This window comes from Brenneria alni, assembly GCF_003666245.1.
In the GTDB taxonomy this organism is placed as follows: domain Bacteria; phylum Pseudomonadota; class Gammaproteobacteria; order Enterobacterales; family Enterobacteriaceae; genus Brenneria; species Brenneria alni.
This window is the reverse complement of the sequence record NZ_MJLZ01000015.1, coordinates 38,433-58,235: the sequence shown is the minus strand read 5'-3', so window position 1 is coordinate 58,235 and position 19,803 is coordinate 38,433. Positions and strand designations below refer to the sequence as shown.

Below are 19,803 nucleotides of genomic sequence, written 5' to 3'. Positions count from 1 at the left end.
GTTCCATTCAGTCATATTTATGATTCAGTCTTGCCTGTCACTGAGGAGGCTTCTTTGAGTGTGATCAGTTTATAGCGTAGCCTTTCTGCCGTGGCAAAAGAATCTCGCTGGTGTTGATTTGACTCATCCTGCAAGCGTAAGGCGTCAGCACTGATGCTATCAATGCCACCGGCCGTCATCTCTTTCAGATACAACACCAGATACACAACATCCACGGCATCCGGAACAGAAATATACCAACGGGGATGATCGTAATCTGTCGGCCCTGGCCAGCTCGTTGTGCCGGCAACTGAGATCAGGATATCGACACAGGGACCAACACCTTGCTCCTCTTCAAAATGCAGCGCGACGGCACCGCGATTGCCAATGCGATGAGGATGACAGGTTACATTACACTGCCAAGGTAAGCGTTGACGAATGGCATCACGTAACTGCTGCAATGCGTTGTCGTTTTGAAGCGAAATCCCAGCCTCACCTTGCGGGTACAAACTAAAAAGCATCGGAAAATGGCCGCTCTCCGTCTGGACGATCGGCGTAGGGTATTTCAATGTCATCATGCTGATTATTTCTCCTCAGCCAAACCACGGGCTTTATCCAATGCTTTGGCGACCCGCATTGCCGCTTCCAGCTCTGAACAATGATGTTCTTTAATCAAACGACGTCGCTCCACCTTTTCTTCTTTTTCCGTCATCCCGAGCGCCAGATACAAACTGGGGGGAACGGCACGGAATAACGCCTGGACGTTCTTCGACAACACGACTCCCTCGGTGTAGCATTTATCCAGTTTACTGGCCGACATCAGCACAGATTTCTGCTCGTCCGTCAGAGATTTAAAGCGGCTGATATCATCAACTTCTTTTTTCGGCATCACCAGGCATAGCCACCATTCAGCCATATTGAGCATTTTGCCAGCCGCATCAGGAAAGTCTTCCAGGTTCTGCGTCGCCAGCCAGAGCCAGGCGCCCAGTTTTCGCCACATTTTGACGATTTTGGTCATATATGGCGCCAGCAACGGATTCACCGTCGCAATGTGTGCTTCATCAACAGCAAAGACAATATCCCGCTTCTTATATTGATCTCGTTCAGCAATATTGTTGATGGTGTTCGTCAGCGATACCATGGTTAGCGCCATTTGCGCCTCATAGCCCTCACGTGCGAAATAGCCCAGGTCAATCAACGTGACGTCGGCTTCTGGCCAGAGCTGTCCTTTACGGTTAAACAGCTCCGCTTCAAAACTCCCTTCCTGTGTGAACATGCTTAACGATTCGGCCATCTCTGCGGCTTTCATCCGTCGCTGCTCATTGCGTTCGGCATCCATGGAAATATTGAGTAATGCGCGTTGCAAATGAGAAGGCAGCATTTGTTCGGAAGCCGCATAAGCTGTTTTAGCGGCCATAATTAAGGCCTCACGGATCATCGCCCGGTCAGCACGTTTCAGATCTGCTTCTTCTTTCGCATCCCCGCCGGTAATCATCATGCGGGCTGAAATCTCCATCTCCCCCAAAATGTCTCGTTTTTCTTTCTTTTCCTTCTTATCTTGCTGATTATCATCTTGTTCTTCACTATCTGCATCAATCTCAGGCAGTGCATCAGCGTCAATGGCCAGAGGAACATCACCACTCAACAACTGGTAGGCGTCACCAAACAACGGCAGACTTAATCCATTACCCGGTTTAATACTGACTTTATTCACCGTAAGACCCAGGCTTTCAAAGTAATCGGCCAACAGCCCAAATGAATTGCCGGCTTCAGCAATGAACAATCTTGGGCGGTGAATAGCCATAACCTGCGACAACATCGCGCAAAGCGTTGCCGACTTCCCGGCTCCGGTCGGGCCGAATATCAGTTTGTGCGCGTTTTGGCTACGATCGACCTTATTCAGCGGGTCGAATGACAATACGTCACCACCGCGGTTGAAAAAGCTGATCCCTGGATTACCTGTACCGGTTTCTCGGCCCGTCACAGGCAATAAACCAGCCAGATGCTGTACCCACGTGAGACGGGTATACCAGTGTTTCTTATCTGTCTCCGGGTTAAAACACATGGGAAGTGCGCGCAAATAGGTGTTCAGTGGCGCAACGTCATACTCCGGTCGTATCGGCTGCAACCCCGCGCCTAACAGCACCGTAGTCAGCTCAACGCGCTTGTGGTTGAGCGTTTCCACATCATCGGCCCGTAACAAAAACGTCAGCCCGGCGCGGTACAGCTTATGCCGCCTCCCCAAGTATTCTTTGACGGTTTTGACATCCTGACGAACACGCCCAGACTCGGTATTTTCGCCGACAGCGTTCTTGGCGAGCCGGGTAAAATCAGCCTCTAACTTATCCTGAGGTTGAGCCACTATCGTCATACAAACCGTAGTACCTTCAGGAAAGAGATCCATTAATGCATTGATCTTCTCACCCCTGTTTTTCTCACCGGTAATCGTCCCCGGCTCCGGTGGTCGCCGCAATTTTTCAACCGGTAATGCACAGTGAGCCTGATTGTCGAACCACCATACGCCGTTCTCCACATCCGATCTCGGTGGGTTGAACCACAGAGTCTCCGTGAAATCGTTCAAAACCGGCATCACCCCATCGGGCGTATCCCGTCGATCAAAATAGCCTGCCTTACGATATAGAGTGTTTTTATCTACCCACTCCGGCGAGGGGTTAAAATGACGAAGCAACCAGTCATGAACCTGATGGCCATTCTGTCGGGCACAGATTATGCCGGCGCCAGTTAAAGCGCTTGTCACCCGTTCACAGACCTGATTTAGCATTGCGATCGGCGCCATCGGGTCTCGATTGTTTTTACCAATCCAACGGTATACCACCATTCGCGTACGCCGCTGTTGCCCACGCCAGAGCTGGCCCGTAATCTTTGTATCGGTAAACAAACCTTCCGAGCGAGCAATACTCCGTAAGTGGCGTTCCGTTTCCTTCAGCCAGGCTTCAGTAAACTGCGAGCCTTGCGCATGCGGTTTGACATAGTTCCGCAGGCAGTCGATATGTGTATCAACATTATTTTCATCTTGGCAAAAGCACTGCACGACCCACGGATTCTCATCATTTTCATCAAAACTATCCTGTAAGGCATCCTCAACCGTATCGCGAATTTGCTCAAGCCTCTCCTCCGTTCGTCCCTCTGTCGCAACAGGAGCGACTTCAAATACGGCACCAACAGATACGCCGTCATCCAGCAGCAAGCATTTATCGTTATCTAAGAATTCAGCCCACGGCAGGTAATCGATGATTGAAGGATTGGCATGATTCAGCTTAACCTCATCCTGAACCGTCATCTTCCCAGGGCGTCGCAGCGCTTCTCGTCCGGCAATATGAAGCGGGATATCTTCACTAACAGGAATTCCGTTAATCTCATCAGAGGTATATGGTTTTGCGGTGCGTGATAGCCGCTTTTTATCAAATAACGAGAACATTACAGCGCCTCCACACGTTCGCCCGGCATCGCGTACTGGGTCTGGCTATAGAAAGGAAATACCGTGCTGTAACCGGGAACGGGCGCATTGCCATCCGCCAGATGCGGGAAAATGTACATCACCATATCCGGGTTTGGCAGACGAGGAAACTGTTGGCTGATTTCACTTTCCTGGGTACGGCTATAGCTGCGATCGTTGTGTAAGGAGTTCTGACGTTCTTCCGCATTCAACGGACGGCGTAATGAATCCCTTGCCTGAGCAGAACGCCGCGTCGTCCCCTCTCCGTCTGCGCCGTTCCACAGTTCAAGCATGGAGTGCTCCCCTGCTGGTAACATTTCTTCTTTTGAGGTCGAGCATCCGCTCAACAACGCAATCACGAGCAGCGTGGCCATAATTTGGCATTTAGGCATGTTTTTCTCCAGAACGTCGGAATAAATGAAAATGGCCGGCAATCAATGAAAACGACTGAAACTGGGGATGGTGACGCAATTCACCCAATGAGAGGCAAAGGGTATGCCAGTCATTGGACCTACCCTGTTCAATGGCCATTAAATAAGGATTAGCCTGTTTTTCCAGAAAACAGGCTAGTTCAAAACGGTTATGTGACGCCGGCAGCAATTGCCTGACGGCAAAGCAGCACTCCTGTACCGGGATGCAATAGCTACCGACATCAAGATATAAGCCATTTTTTACCCAGTAGAGAGACGCTTCGGCGGATTCAGCAAGGCTTTTCGCCAGCAGTTCAGAATCAGACTGACGGTAGTGGACATCAACACGAAACCGCTCAGCGGCGGGTTCGGTACCAAAGGTCCAGATATTTTCCCAACAGGCGGCAGTTGCTCCCATGTGTCCCCCGTTAATCCAGACCGCGCTGATTTATACCGTCTGCCGGCAGCGTGAAGTCGTACCGAACCTTGCGGCCTTTCTCTTCATAATCAATTGCTAATTGTTTGGTAATATGCACGGCTAATCGCATACCTGGCGGAACGTAAATCGCATCAAACGTCTGACCATAACGCTGTTTCACCCATTCAGTGACCTCGCTGAACCCACCTCCAATGGCTTTACCAACCACGGATTTCCCAGCATCTCCTGTTAGCGCAGCGGTTATATCTCCGTCATCTGATTGGCTCGTATACTGAGATGCAGAAAAGACTTCCCCCGCTGAGGTACCTACACCAAGGAGTGCAATCGTAGGAAGATATGTTGATGCGTTGGATTTGCGTTCACCTCCAATACATGGGATCCCTGCTTCGTCAGATATCCAGCCAATACCGCCACTAGTACCGCTCGTTCCTTGACCGCTGCCATTGCTATTTCCATTACTGCTACCATTGGCATCCGCGCGTGGTAACGTGCGCACCGTGCCGTCGGCAAACACAAACGTAATACTGTTGACCTGGCCGCGAACACAAGACAACGTCCAGTCACCACTAGCAGTACCTGACACAATCGCGCCTTCAACATCCGGCAAATCGATACCATTTGCCGTCAGGTTGTCCTTGCCAATTAATATTTTGAACGGGTACGGATCGGTCACGGTTCCATTAATCGGGACACGGCCCAGTAGCGCCGTCATTGCCCGGCTCCCGATCAGGGTGGAATTCTCGGGTAAGGTGTAGACGGGCTCGGCTGTCGGCTCATTTTTTTCGTTTGAGTATCCCTTAACCTGCTGTTCATAAGCTGCTTTCTGGCGAGTTAGCTCGTTATCGCTCAGGAAAGAAGTTGGAAACTGAGGGAGCGAAGGCATACCTGAACTTGAAGTTTTATTGGGGTCTGCTGATTTCTGATCTTTCGGTGATACCCAAATCAGGCCATCCTCACCCTGTGATGTCACTCCACCGACATCACGTCCCATACCATCCAGCCCTAAGCCAAGCGGGATATCTCCCTGTCCGGCGGCCCCCTGGTAGCCACCACCGCCGCCAATATGGCCACCAGGGTTGCTTATCGTACTGCCAAGCTTATCCGTTAACTCCTGGATTTTATGCTGTAACCGTAACTGCTCATCCTGTAAACGCTTTTGCTGCGTATCATAAGACTGCTGAACGCCCGAAACCGCGTCATTCACCTGCCCGGAAACATCGGTACTGCGTCGGGTCAGAGCGTCATTCTGCTTTTTCAACTCCTCATTTTGCTGACTGAGTTTGCTCAAATCACTGCGTACCTGATTTAACGCACCGACCACCGTACGCAAGGTATCTTCAGGTGTATCACCGGCTATGCCTAAGGCCTTGAGCTCGTCCGGAGACATTCCCAGTGTCGTTACTGCCGCATCTGAACTTTGCGTTTGGGTAGAAGTAGGCTGGCAGCTCTTTACGCCAATAAGCGCGCCGGCAACCAATACCGATGGAACAATGATTTTTACCAGCGTATTGGACTTAATTTTCATGGCGCGCCCCTTTTGGGGTGACTTTACCTGATTTAGTCCCCACAGAGACCATGGGCTCAGCGACAAACGCCAGTTCCGGTCTGCCATCCGTCACCAGATACAACGTTGTCGTGTCTTCTGGTGTCCCAACCGGTCCCACCCAGCGATGCTGGAAAGTTGCGGCCACAAACTGTCCCTGGAGAATTCTAGGATCGAGAACAATTTTCCGGCTTGACGTATTACGAACCCGCAAGGCTACGACAGAACGAGACCCAACGCCCCAGGCAGATAATGTGGTCACATCCAGCGGTTCAGAGGGATATAACGTCGTTATCCTACCGGGTAATCGGGGATTAACAGGATGGATACCGCCAACCGGCTCTACTGCACGCAGGGGCCCATAGAGTGTTTGCGCGGCATATCGCGTCAGGACAACCGGCAGCGGCGCGTTATAGCGTGCCGTTTTAGGTTTTTCTGAATCGTTTTTCGCCTCAGAAGAGGAGGATGATGAACTTGAACTACTGCGTTCAGACGATTTGGCTGGACCTTCGCTATTATCAACAGACGTCACCTCACCGCTATACACCAGCCGAACAGGCTCTGTCGGACCATTCGGTGACGCAGTCACATCGAGCAGGATAATTTCGCCGCTTTCCAGATCCTGTAATTGCACCCGTGTCTGAGGAAATTCGCTGTCAGCCTTGAGATAAACCGCTCCACCGGACGATTGCACACGCAACTTGCCATTCAGGGCTGGAGGGAATCCGACGCGAACATTTTTATCCGCGAAAACAACGCGTTCTTGCCCCACTTTCAGCGGAATTTGCAGTGGTATCCGCTCCCATTTAATCAGCTCATCAGCAGCAACGTGCAATGACCCCGTCATAAGAAGAGCAAGGAATCCGGTCTGGAAAAGCAGTCGTACTGAGGAATACTTCACTTTCACTGAATTATCCCCTTTTTCTCAGGCTGAGGCTGATGCAAAATTTCAAGCCGCTGTGGCATTCCGTCATAGCAATCCAGCGCAAGACCAAAGGGATTACGTTCAGCATCCCCTTCCCAACGGACAACTTTTAGTGGATAGCGCACCAACACACGCTTAACAGGCTCTGTGTGGTAATACTCATCGGTCACAAGATCCAGACGGACAATCCAGTTATCCTGGCTGATAACATCCACACTTTCCGCGCTATATCCTCGACCTGGGATCTCGTAAACCACACGAACCCGATCGAGCAGTTCATTACCAAGCGACCGTTTTTTTGCATCCGCATTCAAAAAATCCAGACAAGCTGGCGTCAGATAAGGCGACAGGCTGAATATCTTACCTGGATAGTCCTGTTCGCCATTTTTGGGCCAGGCATTCAGTTGCTGGAAAATATAAAACGCGAAACTGTAGACCGTCGGCGCAGGCACTTCCCACCAGGGTTTTGTGCTGCCCGCACGGAGATCGGGAGGATTGTGGATCGTCAAATTACTGGGGGCTCGCATCCAGCCAAGTATCGCTACAAGTAGCAGAGCGACCAGAACACCACAGGCAATGCGTAATGTCAGAATATGTTGATCGCGATTTCTCACCGCGTTGCGATAAATGCTCATATTCTTCCCTTAGATTGGCTACGGCGTAATGACCAGCTCTGAGAGTGAATAATCAATAAATTATCACCAACTCCAATACGCCGTTTCTTTTCCTCCAACTTCTGCCAGATGTAGTTCTCGGGCTTACCGCGTTTAATACGTGAAACCCAGTTGCCACCAAGGCCAATGACTAATAAGGGCGTCAATAAAATTCCCGTTGGGATGATGACCCACCCCACCAGTGGAACTAGGATGATAGACCACAAGAGGCCAGCAAAAGCGCCAAGCAAAGCCGTTAGCCCCAGCTCTGGCGAGGTAAACCCACGGAACACAACGGCCTCAGTATTCAAACGATCAGGCAAAAAAGGGATAGTTCGCATACTGCCACCTTACAAAAGGATATTGGCAGATTTACCTGCAAGCCAGATGATAACGACTAGCAAAACCACTCCCACAACTACGATAGCAACGAATTTTTCCCAGCCTGCTCGTCCCTCACGGACTTCAGAGAAAGTTTTACCTACTGCAACCCCAACACTCAGGAACATAACGGCAGCAAGCAATAATCCCCCCAGAACAATACCATCCTGTAAATGGCCCTTTGCTTGCCCCATAATTCCGGAGCCACCACTGGATTGGGGAGCTTCAACACTAGGCAATGCAGCAAAAGCGGACTGGCATAGCAATCCAACGTAAAACAGGAATGAGATAAAGCGACGAAACATAGACATGGAGAAACCTCTTTGTGTAGAAAGAATTAACTGGCAAACATCCAAATGCTAATGACCAGCAAGAGCGCGGTTCTTAATGCAAATCTGCCCAACGCCGCATCTCTAACTCTCTCGTTGGCCCACCCAATCCAGACATCACCTAATGCCCAGGCCGCCCACAGGAAGAGTGCGGCCAGCAGAAAGCCGATACAGACAAAACTGAGTAATTGGGGATCAAGACCGGATGCAGCTTTAAATGCGGAAGATTGCGCGGCGGACATAGACATATCAGGGACGCTCCCTTCGGTAATTGCCGGCAATAGCACTGGCTTCCCGCGGTTGCGCCCGGGATGGCGACAGATAAATATCAATACCCGATTTAATCGCGTTCAAATCAGCAGTAATGCGTTGATAGTCGAAGTGATACCGGGATCGGTCGGCAGAATCCGATTGCGCAGCGGCAACACGTGCCCGCTCCAGCGAGGCCTGAACCTGATCAAGCAGCCGCAGCGTGCTGGCCAGCTCGTCTTTCTCTGATGCATTTGCTGCATGGGTAAACAGCAGTGAAGCACCGAGCAGACAAGCAAGCCGGACTGAGGGAGAAAACATGTACACCTCACAGTAAGTTGACGGTGTGCATAGGATGAGGAATATGGGAGATTAGGTCAGCGATAAACTCTTTATTAAATGATAAGAATTAATATAAGACAGGATAAACAAAAAATTCTGATGAAGGAGAAAATATCAATACAGTAAAAGGCCAAACAAATATTTTAGGAGTTTCATCTGGTACCACTCCGTAAGAAACTTTATGGTGAATTTTAAACATTACAACCAGATCTTGATGAATGGTGCATTGTTACAATAATGTGCGCCCTATCAAGGGAGGATGTACTGTGGGCGCACACCTATGGTAGCATCACTTGATGGAAAACACATTTGGGCCGAAAATCATTTAAACTAGCTGTAATCTGACAGACACCGGTATATATAACTGGTGACCGTCAGATCATGTCTGATTTAAGACACATTGAATCATCTTCACAATGATTTTCTGATTTACTTTTTCCTCACAACAGTAACAGTAAATTCGCTCCAGATATCGATCTGATTTTTTTCGGCTTCAATGAACGGGATCCCCCCCCTGTCAATCACGCTGATGTAGAGATCATTGTCCGCTAGCAATGCAATTTTATTTAACGGACGATCTATAACCTTAAACTCAGAGGATAAATCAATCACTTCCTTAGCAGCCTCAATTGAATTGATGCTACCGCGATTGATGCGACTAAGATAAAGTCCATTGCTTCGAGCTTTCAACGCAATCTTGCCATTCTTGAGATTTACTACTGTAAACTCGCTGTCTCGATCAAGACTATTTTTCGATGCCTCGATAGTGTTGGTTCTGTTTCCTCCTCTATTGACGCGGCTCCAGTAAAGCCCATTGTGGGCAGTTAATGCAATCACTTCTCCATCTGAAAAACTCATGATCTACTCCAATAGTTGACTAAGGAAATGGTTAATCAATTTAATGATTTCAGCATCAAAACTAGGGATAATTAAAAATTAGGACAAGGTAGGGTGAATGTCAACATCTCTTATTTAGATAATTATTAAGCGTCCAAGGTGAAGCAACGGTGAAATAATTTCCTATATTACGTTAAGCGACTCATAACGAGATATAGCCGCATTAATATGAAAATTAAGATTATTATCCCACCAAAATCATTGCAGGACATTGCCCAAAGAGTTTCACCAAGAGTAGAACACTTAAAGAGAACTCAGTCCGAATTGTACAATATGATCAATCGCCAAGTCAGGATAACTCATTAAATTTAATTAACAATATCAATTATAGCATTTATCCCCGATGAAGAACGATGGCTGATGAGGAAAGAAGCCCAGCAAACCCGTGATAAATACTATTCCCAGCAACTGACAGCCATACTAATGTTGCATAAAAAATGACTATTACAGGCATTACCAGAATATCATGCGCCGCTAGTTCATCCGTTTGCACATCGATAAATTAGAATAGTGGAAGGTCAACACACTAAATAGCAGCAACAGCCGCTTCACAAGACTCATCATTCACTGCCACAGTATCCCCTTCAAATCAAAGGTATTTTTTAAACGTAGCCATCGTCACCGTAATGGCTGTGCCAAATAGCAGCGCTGCCGGCAACAACAGCAAGTTAGGGTAGACCGCCATCGGCCAGGACAAATACAGCATGGCTGGCACATAAAATGCCGGTTTGACCAGTCGTTTGGCATGATGATAAAGAAAGCTGGATTCATAACCCGCACCAAAACGTCGCAGGTCACGTCGGCCCAACCCTTCAACGATTGCAACAATCACTACCATGGCGAAAAGGGGAACAGAGAGCATCAGGATAGTTACCCTCACCAGAGTAACAACTGTGACATAGATGGTTGCCAGCAAATATTCCCGCAGGGATTGAGCCAGCCAGCTGCTCCAGGCATTTAAACTACGAGCCAATTCACTGTGGCTGTTTGCCTGCATCTGATACTGGTTACTGACCCAATCCAGAAAACCACTGTTGATGAACGCCCAATGGTACGCCGTATTGATCCAACGGATGACTGTCACAGAAGGCTCGGACAGTAGAAGGCTCCGCTTGAATTCTGACGACAAATAGCCCAGTTCCGTATTCATCACTTGCTGGCTGCGCGCGGCACCTTCCGTTGACCAGAAAAATGCAATCCCCACATACTCAATCAGCAAGCTCAAGAATAATGACCCGAGAACAATTCCAATCAACTTCCATGGCCAGCCCCACAACACGTTATAAAACAATCCATGTTGGCGCTCTGGTTTCTGTAGAGGTGAATTACGTGCAGGTTCAGCCATACTACTCACCTCCAGCAGCAAATGAACGCCCGTTCCACCATCCCTCACTGGAACGGTAGTTACGGCGCATCTCTGCCGCTACGGCCTGCAAATTGGCTGGCATCATTGCATCATTCAAATCATTCAAATCATTCGATGGCAGTGGCATCCTGATTTTCCACAACTGACCACCTTCAAGCAGGGCGAACGCCTGGCCTTTAGGTAAACTCACAACATCAGACGGTTCAATCAGTGGAGTTTTTATCGTGCCGACACGGTCCTGTGTACTTGAGGTAAAATCCTGTCCCGTTTCAACATTGGCAGTATCGGAATGGCCAGAAACCAATGTTTTGCTATAGATCTCAACCTGAGGTAGCTGTGTCGTGAGTAGTTCTGCGGTTTTGTTGTCCCGGACACGTAGCATAATCAACGTATTGAAATTCCCAATGACCTGCGCAGTTTTAGCTGCATTTCCGATACGCGCCTCGATATCCGACGACGTTTGTGTATAGGCCGTCACCTGAACGCCGGCACCGCCGCCTTTGTTGATAAGCGGAATGAACTCATCCCCCATTAATTCGTTGAACTCATCACAGTGCAGATTGATAACGACTTTTTCTTCTTTTTGATGCGGTAGCCCTGAGTTAATCCCATGTTTATAAATATGGCCAGCAACACTAACCAGATCAGCGAACATACTGTTCCCTACTGCCGTGGCAACCTCACTGTCAGTGAGCGCATCAAGACCGATATAAACAACGCCTCGTTTGCGAACAATTTGTTCCCAGTCAAAAATCGGCCGGGGATCGTCCATATCCAGATAATCCGGCGACAAGAGAGAGGCGGTTTTGCCGGTTGTCAATTTCTCAAGCAACGGCAACAGCGATGCGACAATTTTATCGAAATAGGTTCTATCATAACGGACAGCGGAACGCAGACCATCGAAAATCGGATCATAGAGTTTCTTTCCTGCTTCGGAACTTAATGCAACCTCTATTGCCCAGATACTAACGCTATTGGGTTGTCCCTGCATGTTTCGTGGAACATCATCGTCTTTGAGCACTCCCAGATTATTACGAATCTGCTGCTGCAACTCGGGCAACTCCTCCTCGATTACCTTCTCCGCATAGCGCTGATACAGATCCGCAATATTGTTGACATAGCGCATAATCAGCGTGTAATCAGGCCGCTCACCCAATGCAACCAACGCCCTGGCCACAATATTTACGAAACGCCACGCAAACTCTTTAAACGCGGCACTGTTCCCTTCCCCCGCTAGTTGCCCTGAGATACGCGACGCCACTTCTGACACCCGGCCAAATCGCCCGACGGCGTTATAGCGCGCGGATATTTCGGGCCAACCCAGATGGAAAATATAGAGCGAATCCCCCCGCCCTGTTCGATGCGCTTCAGCCCACACTCGGCGTAATAAGTCCGGGTCGCCCTTTGGATCAAAAACGATCGTCACATCACCGCGGCGAATATCCTGGGTAATAAACAGTTCGGCCAACCGTGTTTTTCCGACACGAGTCGTACCCAGTACAATGGTATGCCCGGGACGATCGGCTAGCGGCATAGTGACATCAACCTCATCCGGCTCAATCCCATGCAATACCGGCTTGCCACCGACGGGCGGTAACGGCCGTACCGGATTCAGTGGAGAATCAACACTCAGCAGTTTGGTGAGCCAGGGTAATCCATGTTCTGACGCATTCTCCAGTTTCCGGGCGATCTGATACAGTTTAGACGGCTGAATGTAACGCTCAACCTCAGGTCGCAGCGTGTCACGCAGTCGTTGGGTGTGCTTCTGTGTCCACATAAATCCCTTGCCAATAAACAGACGCCGTTTACTGACCGGGATCTGCTTACTGCTCATCACGTAGCGTGGAAGCCGTCGTAAATTGCGGCGGTAACGCAACACTTTCATTCCCTGACGAGTACGCACCATGGTCAGCACGGCAAACCCTCCGGCCGTCACATAACTGACGGAGGGGGATAACGCAATCGCCCAGGGAGCCTGAACACAAATGAACGCCGCCGTGGCAGACACTACTGCCGTGTTCAACTCAACAGCAGGTCGCAGCAACGCCTCTATCACATAACGATCGCTCATCGACGCCCACTCCCTGTAAATCCATGCCACAAAGGGCGTAAAGAAGTAGATGCTTTATGGTTATCGTTCATATTACTTATCCAAGCGCTGCTTTGCTGAAATTGCTCCACTATGGCCATATCCATATACGCCCTTGCGCATCTTATGGTTTAGCCATAAACGATAAACACCCTCAATGCAGGTTGCGATAAGAACGAAAAAATAATAAAAGCTATTAACATCCTTAAGGTCTTGATGAACGACTTCCGATAATGGAATCGGTTTATTCACGCAATTGCTGACTGTCATTTCAGCAGTCAATTCCATACAGTGCTGTTTACTCATATATCCCGGAGGAGCCGTTTGATAGGCTTCCGCCTCAGATGACAAAACATCCGAATAAAAACGTTCGAGACCTCCTGTCAATGAGCCTATAACAAAGAATAAAAATAATAATGAGCCAATAATAAGACTTGGCCACACGATGAGGATTCGATAAAACATGGCGCCAAATTCTTTTGTCAATAACCATACATACCAGTAATTAATGGAAATTTTCATCTTTTTTTCCTTTTAGATTTATCCAGCCGGGTTTACCAGCCACCAACGCCAGCAGTCTTTGGCCGCTGATGATATAAAGAGGAATGTTGTTATTTGAACTCGCGTGCTGCCTGCTTTTATCGCCAGTCCGCCCGGTATGAATAAATAAACCACCACATCGATGTTGAACCAACAGCGCAGAAAAAGCCTCGACGTGCGCGGGGTCAATCGCTCTGCTATAACGCTTTGCCTGGATTAACCAACGTTGGCCCTCAATAAAAACCTGCCCATCTATCCCACCGTCGCCGCTATATGATGCATTACGGATAATTTTCAGCCCCTGTCGCTCCATTGCCAGCAAAAGCAGCTCTTCAAACACATACGGATTGACACGCCGGAGATAAGACAGTCGCTGGGCGTCGCCTGCCAGGGTAGGTAGTTTTTTTAACAGACGTTCTGCTCTATTGTGGTAGCGGCGATGGCGCCGTACGCTGGCCTTTTCACGCCAGCAATATGCCGGAGCGACCATGGCTCCGATAAACAGTAGAATAAACCCTATTATCAGAATAGGATTGAGTGTCGTCAGAAGCGGAAGCTGCGGGATCATGGCCATACCTCTGAAGACACGGCGGTCTCTGTGATTAAAACGGGATAATGCCGAAGCTGTAACCGCCGCGCTAATTCACTGCCCGATGCCGGTGCCATCTGCACGCCAGGAACCAACGAGCGCAGCAACTGGAGAGCAGCAACATCCGTCACATTGACAATCAACCCTACCGCCCGCATTTGGCTCAGTTTTCCCGCGTTCAGTTGTAACCAGGAACGTGAAGCCAGATCGTCTCCGACCAGAAATAATGCGCCAATACCGGGAAGATTCAGTGGTCTGTGGGATTCAATACCAACTGTCAGTTCTGGCGTTACAACCGGCAGCATAGCTCGCTCTCCTGGCTGACCTTGCCAGACGTCATTTCCAGTATTGTTGGTACCGGGGTCCTCCTGCCGATTGATCCCGTCGAAGAAACCCGCAGTATCTTTCCCCCCAAGATCAGCAATAACATTCAGTTCCGCATGAACAGTTATCGGACTCACTAGCAGCATGAAAAACATAAAAATCATCTTCATTTGGTACTCCGGGGTTCGATCCAAACTAATTGAGTTGCAGGAGAAACAGGTACGTTAGAAGGGGAAATATTTTTCGAGGGTTCAATCATGGCCAGCTTGCGTTTAATGCCTGAAATATACCGAGCGGCAGCTGCTCCACCGGCAGGATGATGGTAGCACCCGGCAGCACGTAGCCAACTTCCAGGCTTTCTCTCGTAGCATTCACGCAGAATCTGTGCCGCAACATTCAGATTGGTATAGGGTTCAAAAGCATCCCAAGAGTTTGAAAATCGCCGACCATTCCAGCCCCAGTTGACCTGCCCTAATCCAACATCAATGTTTTTATGTGGAGCCTTCTTCAAAAAACGCTGTAGCGCCTGCCACGCTTCCAGCCGGCTGTCATATTGGTAGGTTCGCCCCTGGACATTCAGGCTCCATGGCCATGGTTGGATACCATGAGGCAGCTTGCGACTGGACTCCTGTAACGCCAGCGCATAGAGTGATTCAGGTGGAACCCTGTGCGAATATGCAACACGTTGATACCCTGCGGGCACCGGCTGTCGCAATGCGCTAACACTGACAGGGAAAATGCTGAATATAATCAGCATCAGAAAGCCGCAACGCGCCATCCATCCTCTCCCTGTTGCAACAACACAGGCATCAGCCCATTTCCGAATCGAATCCAGCGACCACCATCATGGTTCAATGTAATTTGACGGTTACGTACGCGTTCGACGGGGATACTGCGTTCTCTGGCCCACTGGCGCAGTTTGTTGTCATCTCCCTCGCTATCAACCAGGTAGATGTCGACTGGACGGTTGTCAGCCAGTACAGCAGCAAGACGTGAATTGCAGTTGCCGCAGTCTTTTGACCTCACAAACAGCGCCAATCTCCCCCCATTATCGTGCGCGACGCCGCCGGCATTCCCCATATTGACGGGTAACGCATTCGGATAAATGCGCCCCCATGCCGCATCAACCTCACGCTGAAACTTCAGGATTTTCTCTGTATGCTGATATTCTTGCCGAACCCATTTTTCTGCCAACTGTCGCCGTTCAGCGTCGCTGCGAGCCTCAATACCCAGTGCAGTTAACGGATCCAGCCCCGGGGACTTGATCCCCATTTTCCCCCGCATCATGTCCTGATATCGAGCCCACTCTTCATCAGTCAGCTCCCACTGCTTTGACTGAAGGCGGGACACCCCTTGATCAACAGTTCGAATTTGAGAATTCGCTTCAGGGGTTGCCACCTGAATGCTGGTATTCACTGATGCAAACGCAGTTCCTGACAGAACTAACATCACCGCCACTATTTTCAAGCGCATCGCTATTCCTTACCGTAAGGTGAGAGTTTGGGATTTGCCGTTAATCAGAAAACGAGCCTGATTTCCATCAATGCTGGCTAACGTCCAGCCATCAACTGATTCGCCCGGCGTCAACATTCGTATTTGTGACCAGCGATTGCCTTCAATTGAATTGGGAATAATGACGGCGTATTGCTGTCCTCCCCGATGCTCAATGCTGGTTAATGAAAAAGGCGCAGGAACGGGCTTAATCACCCGTTGAGGCTTTTTTGCGGAGCGGTTTCCCGGTGCGGATGCACTGGTCTTCTGCGGCGTTAACTTTTCCCATTTGCCTTGCCAGTCTGAGGCCAAAGTTAGAAGGCGTTTATCATGCGTATCTGCTATTACCTGAAGACCATCAATGCGCTGCTCAAGAAGCGTTATACGTTCAGTAAGTGCTGGCTCCGCTTCCACACTTTTAATGTACTGATTCAGTTTTTTATCCAGAGTGCGAGCCAGGTTCTGCTGAGACTGGCGGAATGTGTCGTACTCCTGTGTAGAAACAAATTCATTTCGAAGTAAATCAACCTTATTTTGCAGCTCCAGCATTTCTGCCGGCAGTTTCTGAAGCTGGCCATTCCGAAATGCGGCATCCAGAGACTCTAACTGGATACTCTGCTGTTGAACGATCAGGATAAGCACGACGGATACGGCTAACGAAACGAAAAACAAAACGACAAGCAGGCTTTTAAAGAGCCAAGTGAGCCGTGAAGGTTGATTGTCTTTATCCGTCGATGCCCCCCTACTGAAGATCCCCATACGTCGCGCAGCAACATCTGCTGATGAAGTCTTGTCGTAATGTGCAGTGACCTCTTCAGCAATTGGGTCATCTTCCTGAGCGTCAGTGGCTTCAGTGAAAGGTGGAATTACGGTGTCTGTAACGGAGGACTCAGTTGTCATGCCTCAAATCCTTGCCTTTGGTTAACGGTTTTCACCACTACTTTGCAAAAACCGAGAACCAGAGACGACGAACAACTGAATATTGAGATTGGGAAATTTAAACTAGGACTTGCAGGACGCGACTATTGAGAATGTGGCTTTTATCTCAGACAATGGGGGCATACTAGGGTTCGCTTCTTTATATACCCCACTATCGGACCATTCATCTGACGTACCGATTGCGATTGGTTTTTCTGCCCACCAAGGCTTAAAATTTCCGCTTATCAGCCTCGTGGTGATGCGTTCTGGTGTTATAGCGGTAATTTGCCAACACCCATCTCCTTCACCTTCCTCAGCCCCGGGCAAAAATTGATTTGAGCTCTCATCCCAACGTTGGATCTGGCGAATAAAATCACCGACTTGCCAGTTTGCTGATGCTTTAGCCGGAAATTGGCAAGCCAGTAAAATCGCGCCGATTATAAGACGGGGGTTTAACATCAGAGTTATCCTTATCCAGATTGAAAACATCGATAATTATAACGCATGGAGCAGATGCTTTTTAGCACCAACTTCATCCTGACCGATTGGTTACCTTCCAATTCTCCCCATTGAGGTTCCGTTAACAGCCTGGTGCAGCCGAGCATCTTTACCCGAGTGATAGCCGGCATGATATGCGTCATCATCCCCGCGACAACTTTTCGCTTCCCGGCTTTCCAGTTTGCTAAATTCCTCGGATATCTGTTTGTAATACAGCAACATTAGCTGTTGCTCTTCTGGTTCAACAGCAAACCGGCTGATGGCATTCCAGGCACCGCTCACCCAACCTGCACAAAATTGATCTGCGCGATTGGTTTTAGTGCTGCTACTGCGTTTTGCTAAATGGAGTAGTTTTTGGATTTTCTCCATATATTTTTCTTTTTCTTCTTTGTTCATTTTGTTACTCGTTATAAAATGAGTGAAAAGATGGATGAATTACTATTTTTTATGCAGCCCTGTATTTTTTCAGTGCCTCTTTATAACTGGCCTTTGCATCTTTTTTTGTTTTACACCACTCGCCATAAACGCTCGAATCCCGATAATTCCCGTACCGATACATACGGCATTCTCCGTGACCGTTGTATTCAACGCACGGAGCGTTGATGCCTAACCACTCAGCAAAATCATGCCCGTAATCAGCGTCTTGATATTCCTGATAATTACATTTGGCCTTGGCTTGCCTGGCGTTAATTTTCGGCGGAGTGTAATCAATAACGTCGCCATACTCGATGCCATCCGTCGGGTGATAGCGCTCAGGGTCAGCATGCGGAACGGAGTCCAAAACAATGCCAATATAGTTACCAAAATCACGCACAATAGTTCCAGGCTGGCCATATGCAATCACTCGACGTCCAATGCAGGCACTCACGCCGTAGTACTGGTTGATGTAATCAAATGCGCTCATCGGCCTTCCCCTTTCAGAGCGGCCGCAATGTCAGCAGTCCAATCTGGGGCGTTGGCGGCGATGAATTTCGGTAATGCAGCCTTGAATGTCTCGATATACTTAGCAGGTTCCTCACCCCAATTTAGAAATTCGCGATACATCACTGTGTCGTCGTGCTCGTCAATACCCGCATAGACAGACATATAGCGCTCTATTTTTTCCAGACAGGCGGAACGGCGGCAGACATTTTCAATGCAAGTAAATGCGCTTAGGTTGGGGAACATGGCCCCCATACCCAGCAACTCATACACTCGAATCCGGAAGCTATCTCCATCAAGAAGAGCACGGAGTGATAGCAACTCGCTGACAATTATTTTTGCTTCTGCCGCGGGTAGTATCACGTTTGCATCATCACCATACGTGTTGCACCATGATGCAATTTTTTCCAGTCGTTCATTTGATGTGTTATCCGTTAAATCTGTCATCAACTCTTCCCCCAATCAAATTTATTAACTTCATCCCGCAGTAAAATGGAATTTAATAATGAAATAATTCGAATAGATGTCACCTTCCTGAAATAGTAATATGGGGTGCCACTGTGTTCCCAACGCCGATATTGTCGCGTGTCTTTGGGCTCAATCATTCGTTCCCACTCTCGTCCATAATCACTCTGACGATATTTAATATCATCTATTGTGATGCTGTGGTTTATAATCCAAACAATTTCTCCACTGTCTTTTATTTTGCTTTTTATTTTACTATGAATACCGACAATCACTACCTGGCCATCATGAGTAAAATTTACTTTCCGGTCATTCATATTCATCTTATTTATTTCCTTACTGAGTCTATATCAGCGCCAATAAACACAGCACATTGAGAGCAAACACCTAAACCTGTATTTCTGTTTACCCGCAGCCAATAACAGACCTCATGAAATTCATTCACACACGCATGATTATCATCACAACCACATACCACACAGGTTGTGATAGTGGTTATTTTTCCGATGGCATTAATTAATGAATTTTCTTCTTCATTTTTGGTTTTGTTTCGCAGCCAAATGCACACGGGCCCATCTTCGGTATCGTGTATTGATGCAATAAACCAACCATCGCCATCAGGGGAAATAGGCTCCCATCCTTCACAATCGCTCGCTCCCACTCCCCAATAACGCTCTTTTGCTTTTTCAAAACCGACTTCATTTTCAAGGAATATGAATTCTATATCGAAATTATTATCCTCAGCCCATCCATAGGAATAGGTTTCAGAAAAATAAGGATGAGTCCACCATCCGTTTTCATCCCGAGCTGGGAACATTGGTTTTAGCTTTTCCATCTTATTTAGCCTTGAATAAATAGGGATGAATTTTTTAATTTGCTAACTCTAGCCGATATGCGATCAACTCATCATTGGCTCTCTTCTTTGTCGGTCAGGCAGAAGTTGTGTTCATCAATACAGTCAAGTGCCCCCTTCTTCTACCGCATTGATATAATTGAAT

Annotated in this window: 26 protein-coding genes and 2 pseudogenes; 2 read left to right on the top strand and 26 right to left on the bottom strand. The window is 48.4% G+C overall.

Annotated features, from left to right (window positions below; genetic code table 11):
• Positions 1–17: 17 nt before the first annotated feature.
• Genes BIY29_RS08865 through BIY29_RS08815 form a run of 11 tightly spaced genes read right to left on the bottom strand, consistent with a single transcriptional unit; the run spans position 18 to position 8,686 of the window.
• Positions 18–557, bottom strand: coding sequence for an acetyltransferase (locus BIY29_RS08865; protein WP_240630053.1), 540 nt, complete (start codon positions 555–557; stop codon positions 18–20).
• 5 nt (positions 558–562) lie between these two features.
• Positions 563–3,418: a conjugative transfer ATPase gene (locus BIY29_RS08860; RefSeq protein WP_121574777.1), complete on the bottom strand. Its 2,856-nt coding sequence runs from the start codon at positions 3,416–3,418 to the stop codon at positions 563–565.
• Complete coding sequence (locus BIY29_RS08855) at positions 3,418–3,828, bottom strand: TIGR03751 family conjugal transfer lipoprotein (RefSeq protein WP_121574776.1); 411 nt, start codon at positions 3,826–3,828, stop codon at positions 3,418–3,420. Before BIY29_RS08855 ends, BIY29_RS08860 begins: the two co-directional genes overlap by 1 nt.
• The gene (locus BIY29_RS08850; RefSeq protein ID WP_121574775.1) at positions 3,821–4,264 is read right to left on the bottom strand and encodes a hypothetical protein; all 444 of its coding nucleotides are present in this window, start codon (positions 4,262–4,264) and stop codon (positions 3,821–3,823) included. Before BIY29_RS08850 ends, BIY29_RS08855 begins: the two co-directional genes overlap by 8 nt.
• Before the next feature lie 10 nt (positions 4,265–4,274).
• Positions 4,275–5,810: a TIGR03752 family integrating conjugative element protein gene (locus BIY29_RS08845; RefSeq protein ID WP_121574774.1), complete on the bottom strand. Its 1,536-nt coding sequence runs from the start codon at positions 5,808–5,810 to the stop codon at positions 4,275–4,277.
• On the bottom strand, positions 5,800–6,675 hold the full coding sequence (locus BIY29_RS08840; protein WP_121574773.1) for a TIGR03749 family integrating conjugative element protein: 876 nt from the start codon (positions 6,673–6,675) through the stop codon (positions 5,800–5,802). The genes BIY29_RS08845 and BIY29_RS08840 overlap by 11 nt, the downstream gene beginning before the upstream one ends.
• A gap of 56 nt (positions 6,676–6,731) precedes the next feature.
• Complete coding sequence (locus BIY29_RS08835) at positions 6,732–7,388, bottom strand: PFL_4703 family integrating conjugative element protein (protein WP_121574772.1); 657 nt, start codon at positions 7,386–7,388, stop codon at positions 6,732–6,734.
• Positions 7,385–7,747, bottom strand: coding sequence for a TIGR03750 family conjugal transfer protein (locus BIY29_RS08830; protein WP_121574771.1), 363 nt, complete (start codon positions 7,745–7,747; stop codon positions 7,385–7,387). The genes BIY29_RS08835 and BIY29_RS08830 overlap by 4 nt, the downstream gene beginning before the upstream one ends.
• Before the next feature lie 9 nt (positions 7,748–7,756).
• Positions 7,757–8,098 (bottom strand): TIGR03745 family integrating conjugative element membrane protein, encoded by a 342-nt coding sequence (locus tag BIY29_RS08825; RefSeq protein WP_121574770.1) that lies wholly within the window; start codon positions 8,096–8,098, stop codon positions 7,757–7,759.
• Positions 8,099–8,124: 26 nt separating this feature from the next.
• A complete protein-coding gene (locus BIY29_RS08820) occupies positions 8,125–8,364 on the bottom strand; it encodes a TIGR03758 family integrating conjugative element protein (protein ID WP_121574769.1) in 240 nt (79 codons plus the stop codon).
• A 1-nt stretch (position 8,365) separates the two neighbouring features.
• A complete protein-coding gene (locus BIY29_RS08815; protein WP_121574768.1) occupies positions 8,366–8,686 on the bottom strand; it encodes an integrative conjugative element protein, RAQPRD family in 321 nt (106 codons plus the stop codon).
• Positions 8,687–8,854: 168 nt separating this feature from the next.
• Here BIY29_RS08815 and BIY29_RS20975 point away from each other — a divergent pair.
• Positions 8,855–9,041 (top strand): annotated as a pseudogene (locus tag BIY29_RS20975) (IS481 family transposase); the annotation flags it as partial.
• Between the two features lie 95 nt (positions 9,042–9,136).
• Here BIY29_RS20975 and BIY29_RS08810 read toward each other — a convergent pair.
• Positions 9,137–9,565, bottom strand: a complete 429-nt coding sequence (locus BIY29_RS08810; RefSeq protein WP_121574767.1) for a fascin domain-containing protein — start codon at positions 9,563–9,565, stop codon at positions 9,137–9,139.
• A gap of 357 nt (positions 9,566–9,922) precedes the next feature.
• Between BIY29_RS08810 and BIY29_RS20580 the strand changes: the two are divergent.
• A pseudogene (locus BIY29_RS20580) lies at positions 9,923–10,107 on the top strand (IS630 family transposase); the annotation flags it as partial.
• Positions 10,108–10,193: 86 nt separating this feature from the next.
• Here the strand turns inward: BIY29_RS20580 and BIY29_RS08805 are convergent.
• From BIY29_RS08805 to BIY29_RS20575, 14 genes are all read right to left on the bottom strand, one after another.
• Positions 10,194–10,949 (bottom strand): TIGR03747 family integrating conjugative element membrane protein, encoded by a 756-nt coding sequence (locus BIY29_RS08805; RefSeq protein WP_121574766.1) that lies wholly within the window; start codon positions 10,947–10,949, stop codon positions 10,194–10,196.
• A gap of 1 nt (position 10,950) precedes the next feature.
• Positions 10,951–13,041 carry a type IV conjugative transfer system coupling protein TraD gene (gene traD / locus BIY29_RS08800; RefSeq protein WP_121574765.1) on the bottom strand — a complete coding sequence of 697 codons (2,091 nt, stop codon included), beginning with the start codon at positions 13,039–13,041 and terminating at the stop codon, positions 10,951–10,953.
• A 72-nt stretch (positions 13,042–13,113) separates the two neighbouring features.
• Positions 13,114–13,581, bottom strand: coding sequence for a hypothetical protein (locus tag BIY29_RS08795; protein WP_121574764.1), 468 nt, complete (start codon positions 13,579–13,581; stop codon positions 13,114–13,116).
• Positions 13,565–14,089 (bottom strand): restriction endonuclease, encoded by a 525-nt coding sequence (locus BIY29_RS08790; RefSeq protein WP_420808413.1) that lies wholly within the window; start codon positions 14,087–14,089, stop codon positions 13,565–13,567. Before BIY29_RS08790 ends, BIY29_RS08795 begins: the two co-directional genes overlap by 17 nt.
• A gap of 74 nt (positions 14,090–14,163) precedes the next feature.
• Positions 14,164–14,682 carry an integrating conjugative element protein gene (locus BIY29_RS08785; RefSeq protein ID WP_121574762.1) on the bottom strand — a complete coding sequence of 173 codons (519 nt, stop codon included), beginning with the start codon at positions 14,680–14,682 and terminating at the stop codon, positions 14,164–14,166.
• Positions 14,679–15,269 (bottom strand): transglycosylase SLT domain-containing protein, encoded by a 591-nt coding sequence (locus BIY29_RS08780; protein WP_121574799.1) that lies wholly within the window; start codon positions 15,267–15,269, stop codon positions 14,679–14,681. The genes BIY29_RS08785 and BIY29_RS08780 overlap by 4 nt, the downstream gene beginning before the upstream one ends.
• Entirely contained in the window at positions 15,269–15,985 is a 717-nt protein-coding gene (locus tag BIY29_RS08775) for a TIGR03759 family integrating conjugative element protein (RefSeq protein ID WP_121574761.1), read from the bottom strand. Before BIY29_RS08775 ends, BIY29_RS08780 begins: the two co-directional genes overlap by 1 nt.
• Before the next feature lie 9 nt (positions 15,986–15,994).
• Complete coding sequence (locus BIY29_RS08770; RefSeq protein WP_121574760.1) at positions 15,995–16,903, bottom strand: hypothetical protein; 909 nt, start codon at positions 16,901–16,903, stop codon at positions 15,995–15,997.
• A 102-nt stretch (positions 16,904–17,005) separates the two neighbouring features.
• Positions 17,006–17,380 carry a hypothetical protein gene (locus BIY29_RS08765; protein ID WP_121574759.1) on the bottom strand — a complete coding sequence of 125 codons (375 nt, stop codon included), beginning with the start codon at positions 17,378–17,380 and terminating at the stop codon, positions 17,006–17,008.
• 90 nt (positions 17,381–17,470) lie between these two features.
• Positions 17,471–17,815, bottom strand: a complete 345-nt coding sequence (locus BIY29_RS08760) for a DUF7168 domain-containing protein (RefSeq protein ID WP_240630051.1) — start codon at positions 17,813–17,815, stop codon at positions 17,471–17,473.
• Positions 17,816–17,864: 49 nt separating this feature from the next.
• On the bottom strand, positions 17,865–18,323 hold the full coding sequence (locus BIY29_RS08755) for a hypothetical protein (RefSeq protein WP_121574758.1): 459 nt from the start codon (positions 18,321–18,323) through the stop codon (positions 17,865–17,867).
• Positions 18,320–18,787, bottom strand: a complete 468-nt coding sequence (locus BIY29_RS08750) for a hypothetical protein (protein ID WP_121574757.1) — start codon at positions 18,785–18,787, stop codon at positions 18,320–18,322. Before BIY29_RS08750 ends, BIY29_RS08755 begins: the two co-directional genes overlap by 4 nt.
• Positions 18,787–19,128, bottom strand: a complete 342-nt coding sequence (locus tag BIY29_RS08745; protein WP_121574756.1) for a hypothetical protein — start codon at positions 19,126–19,128, stop codon at positions 18,787–18,789. Before BIY29_RS08745 ends, BIY29_RS08750 begins: the two co-directional genes overlap by 1 nt.
• 5 nt (positions 19,129–19,133) lie before the next feature.
• Positions 19,134–19,640 carry a hypothetical protein gene (locus BIY29_RS20575; protein ID WP_240630049.1) on the bottom strand — a complete coding sequence of 169 codons (507 nt, stop codon included), beginning with the start codon at positions 19,638–19,640 and terminating at the stop codon, positions 19,134–19,136.
• Positions 19,641–19,803: the final 163 nt, after the last annotated feature.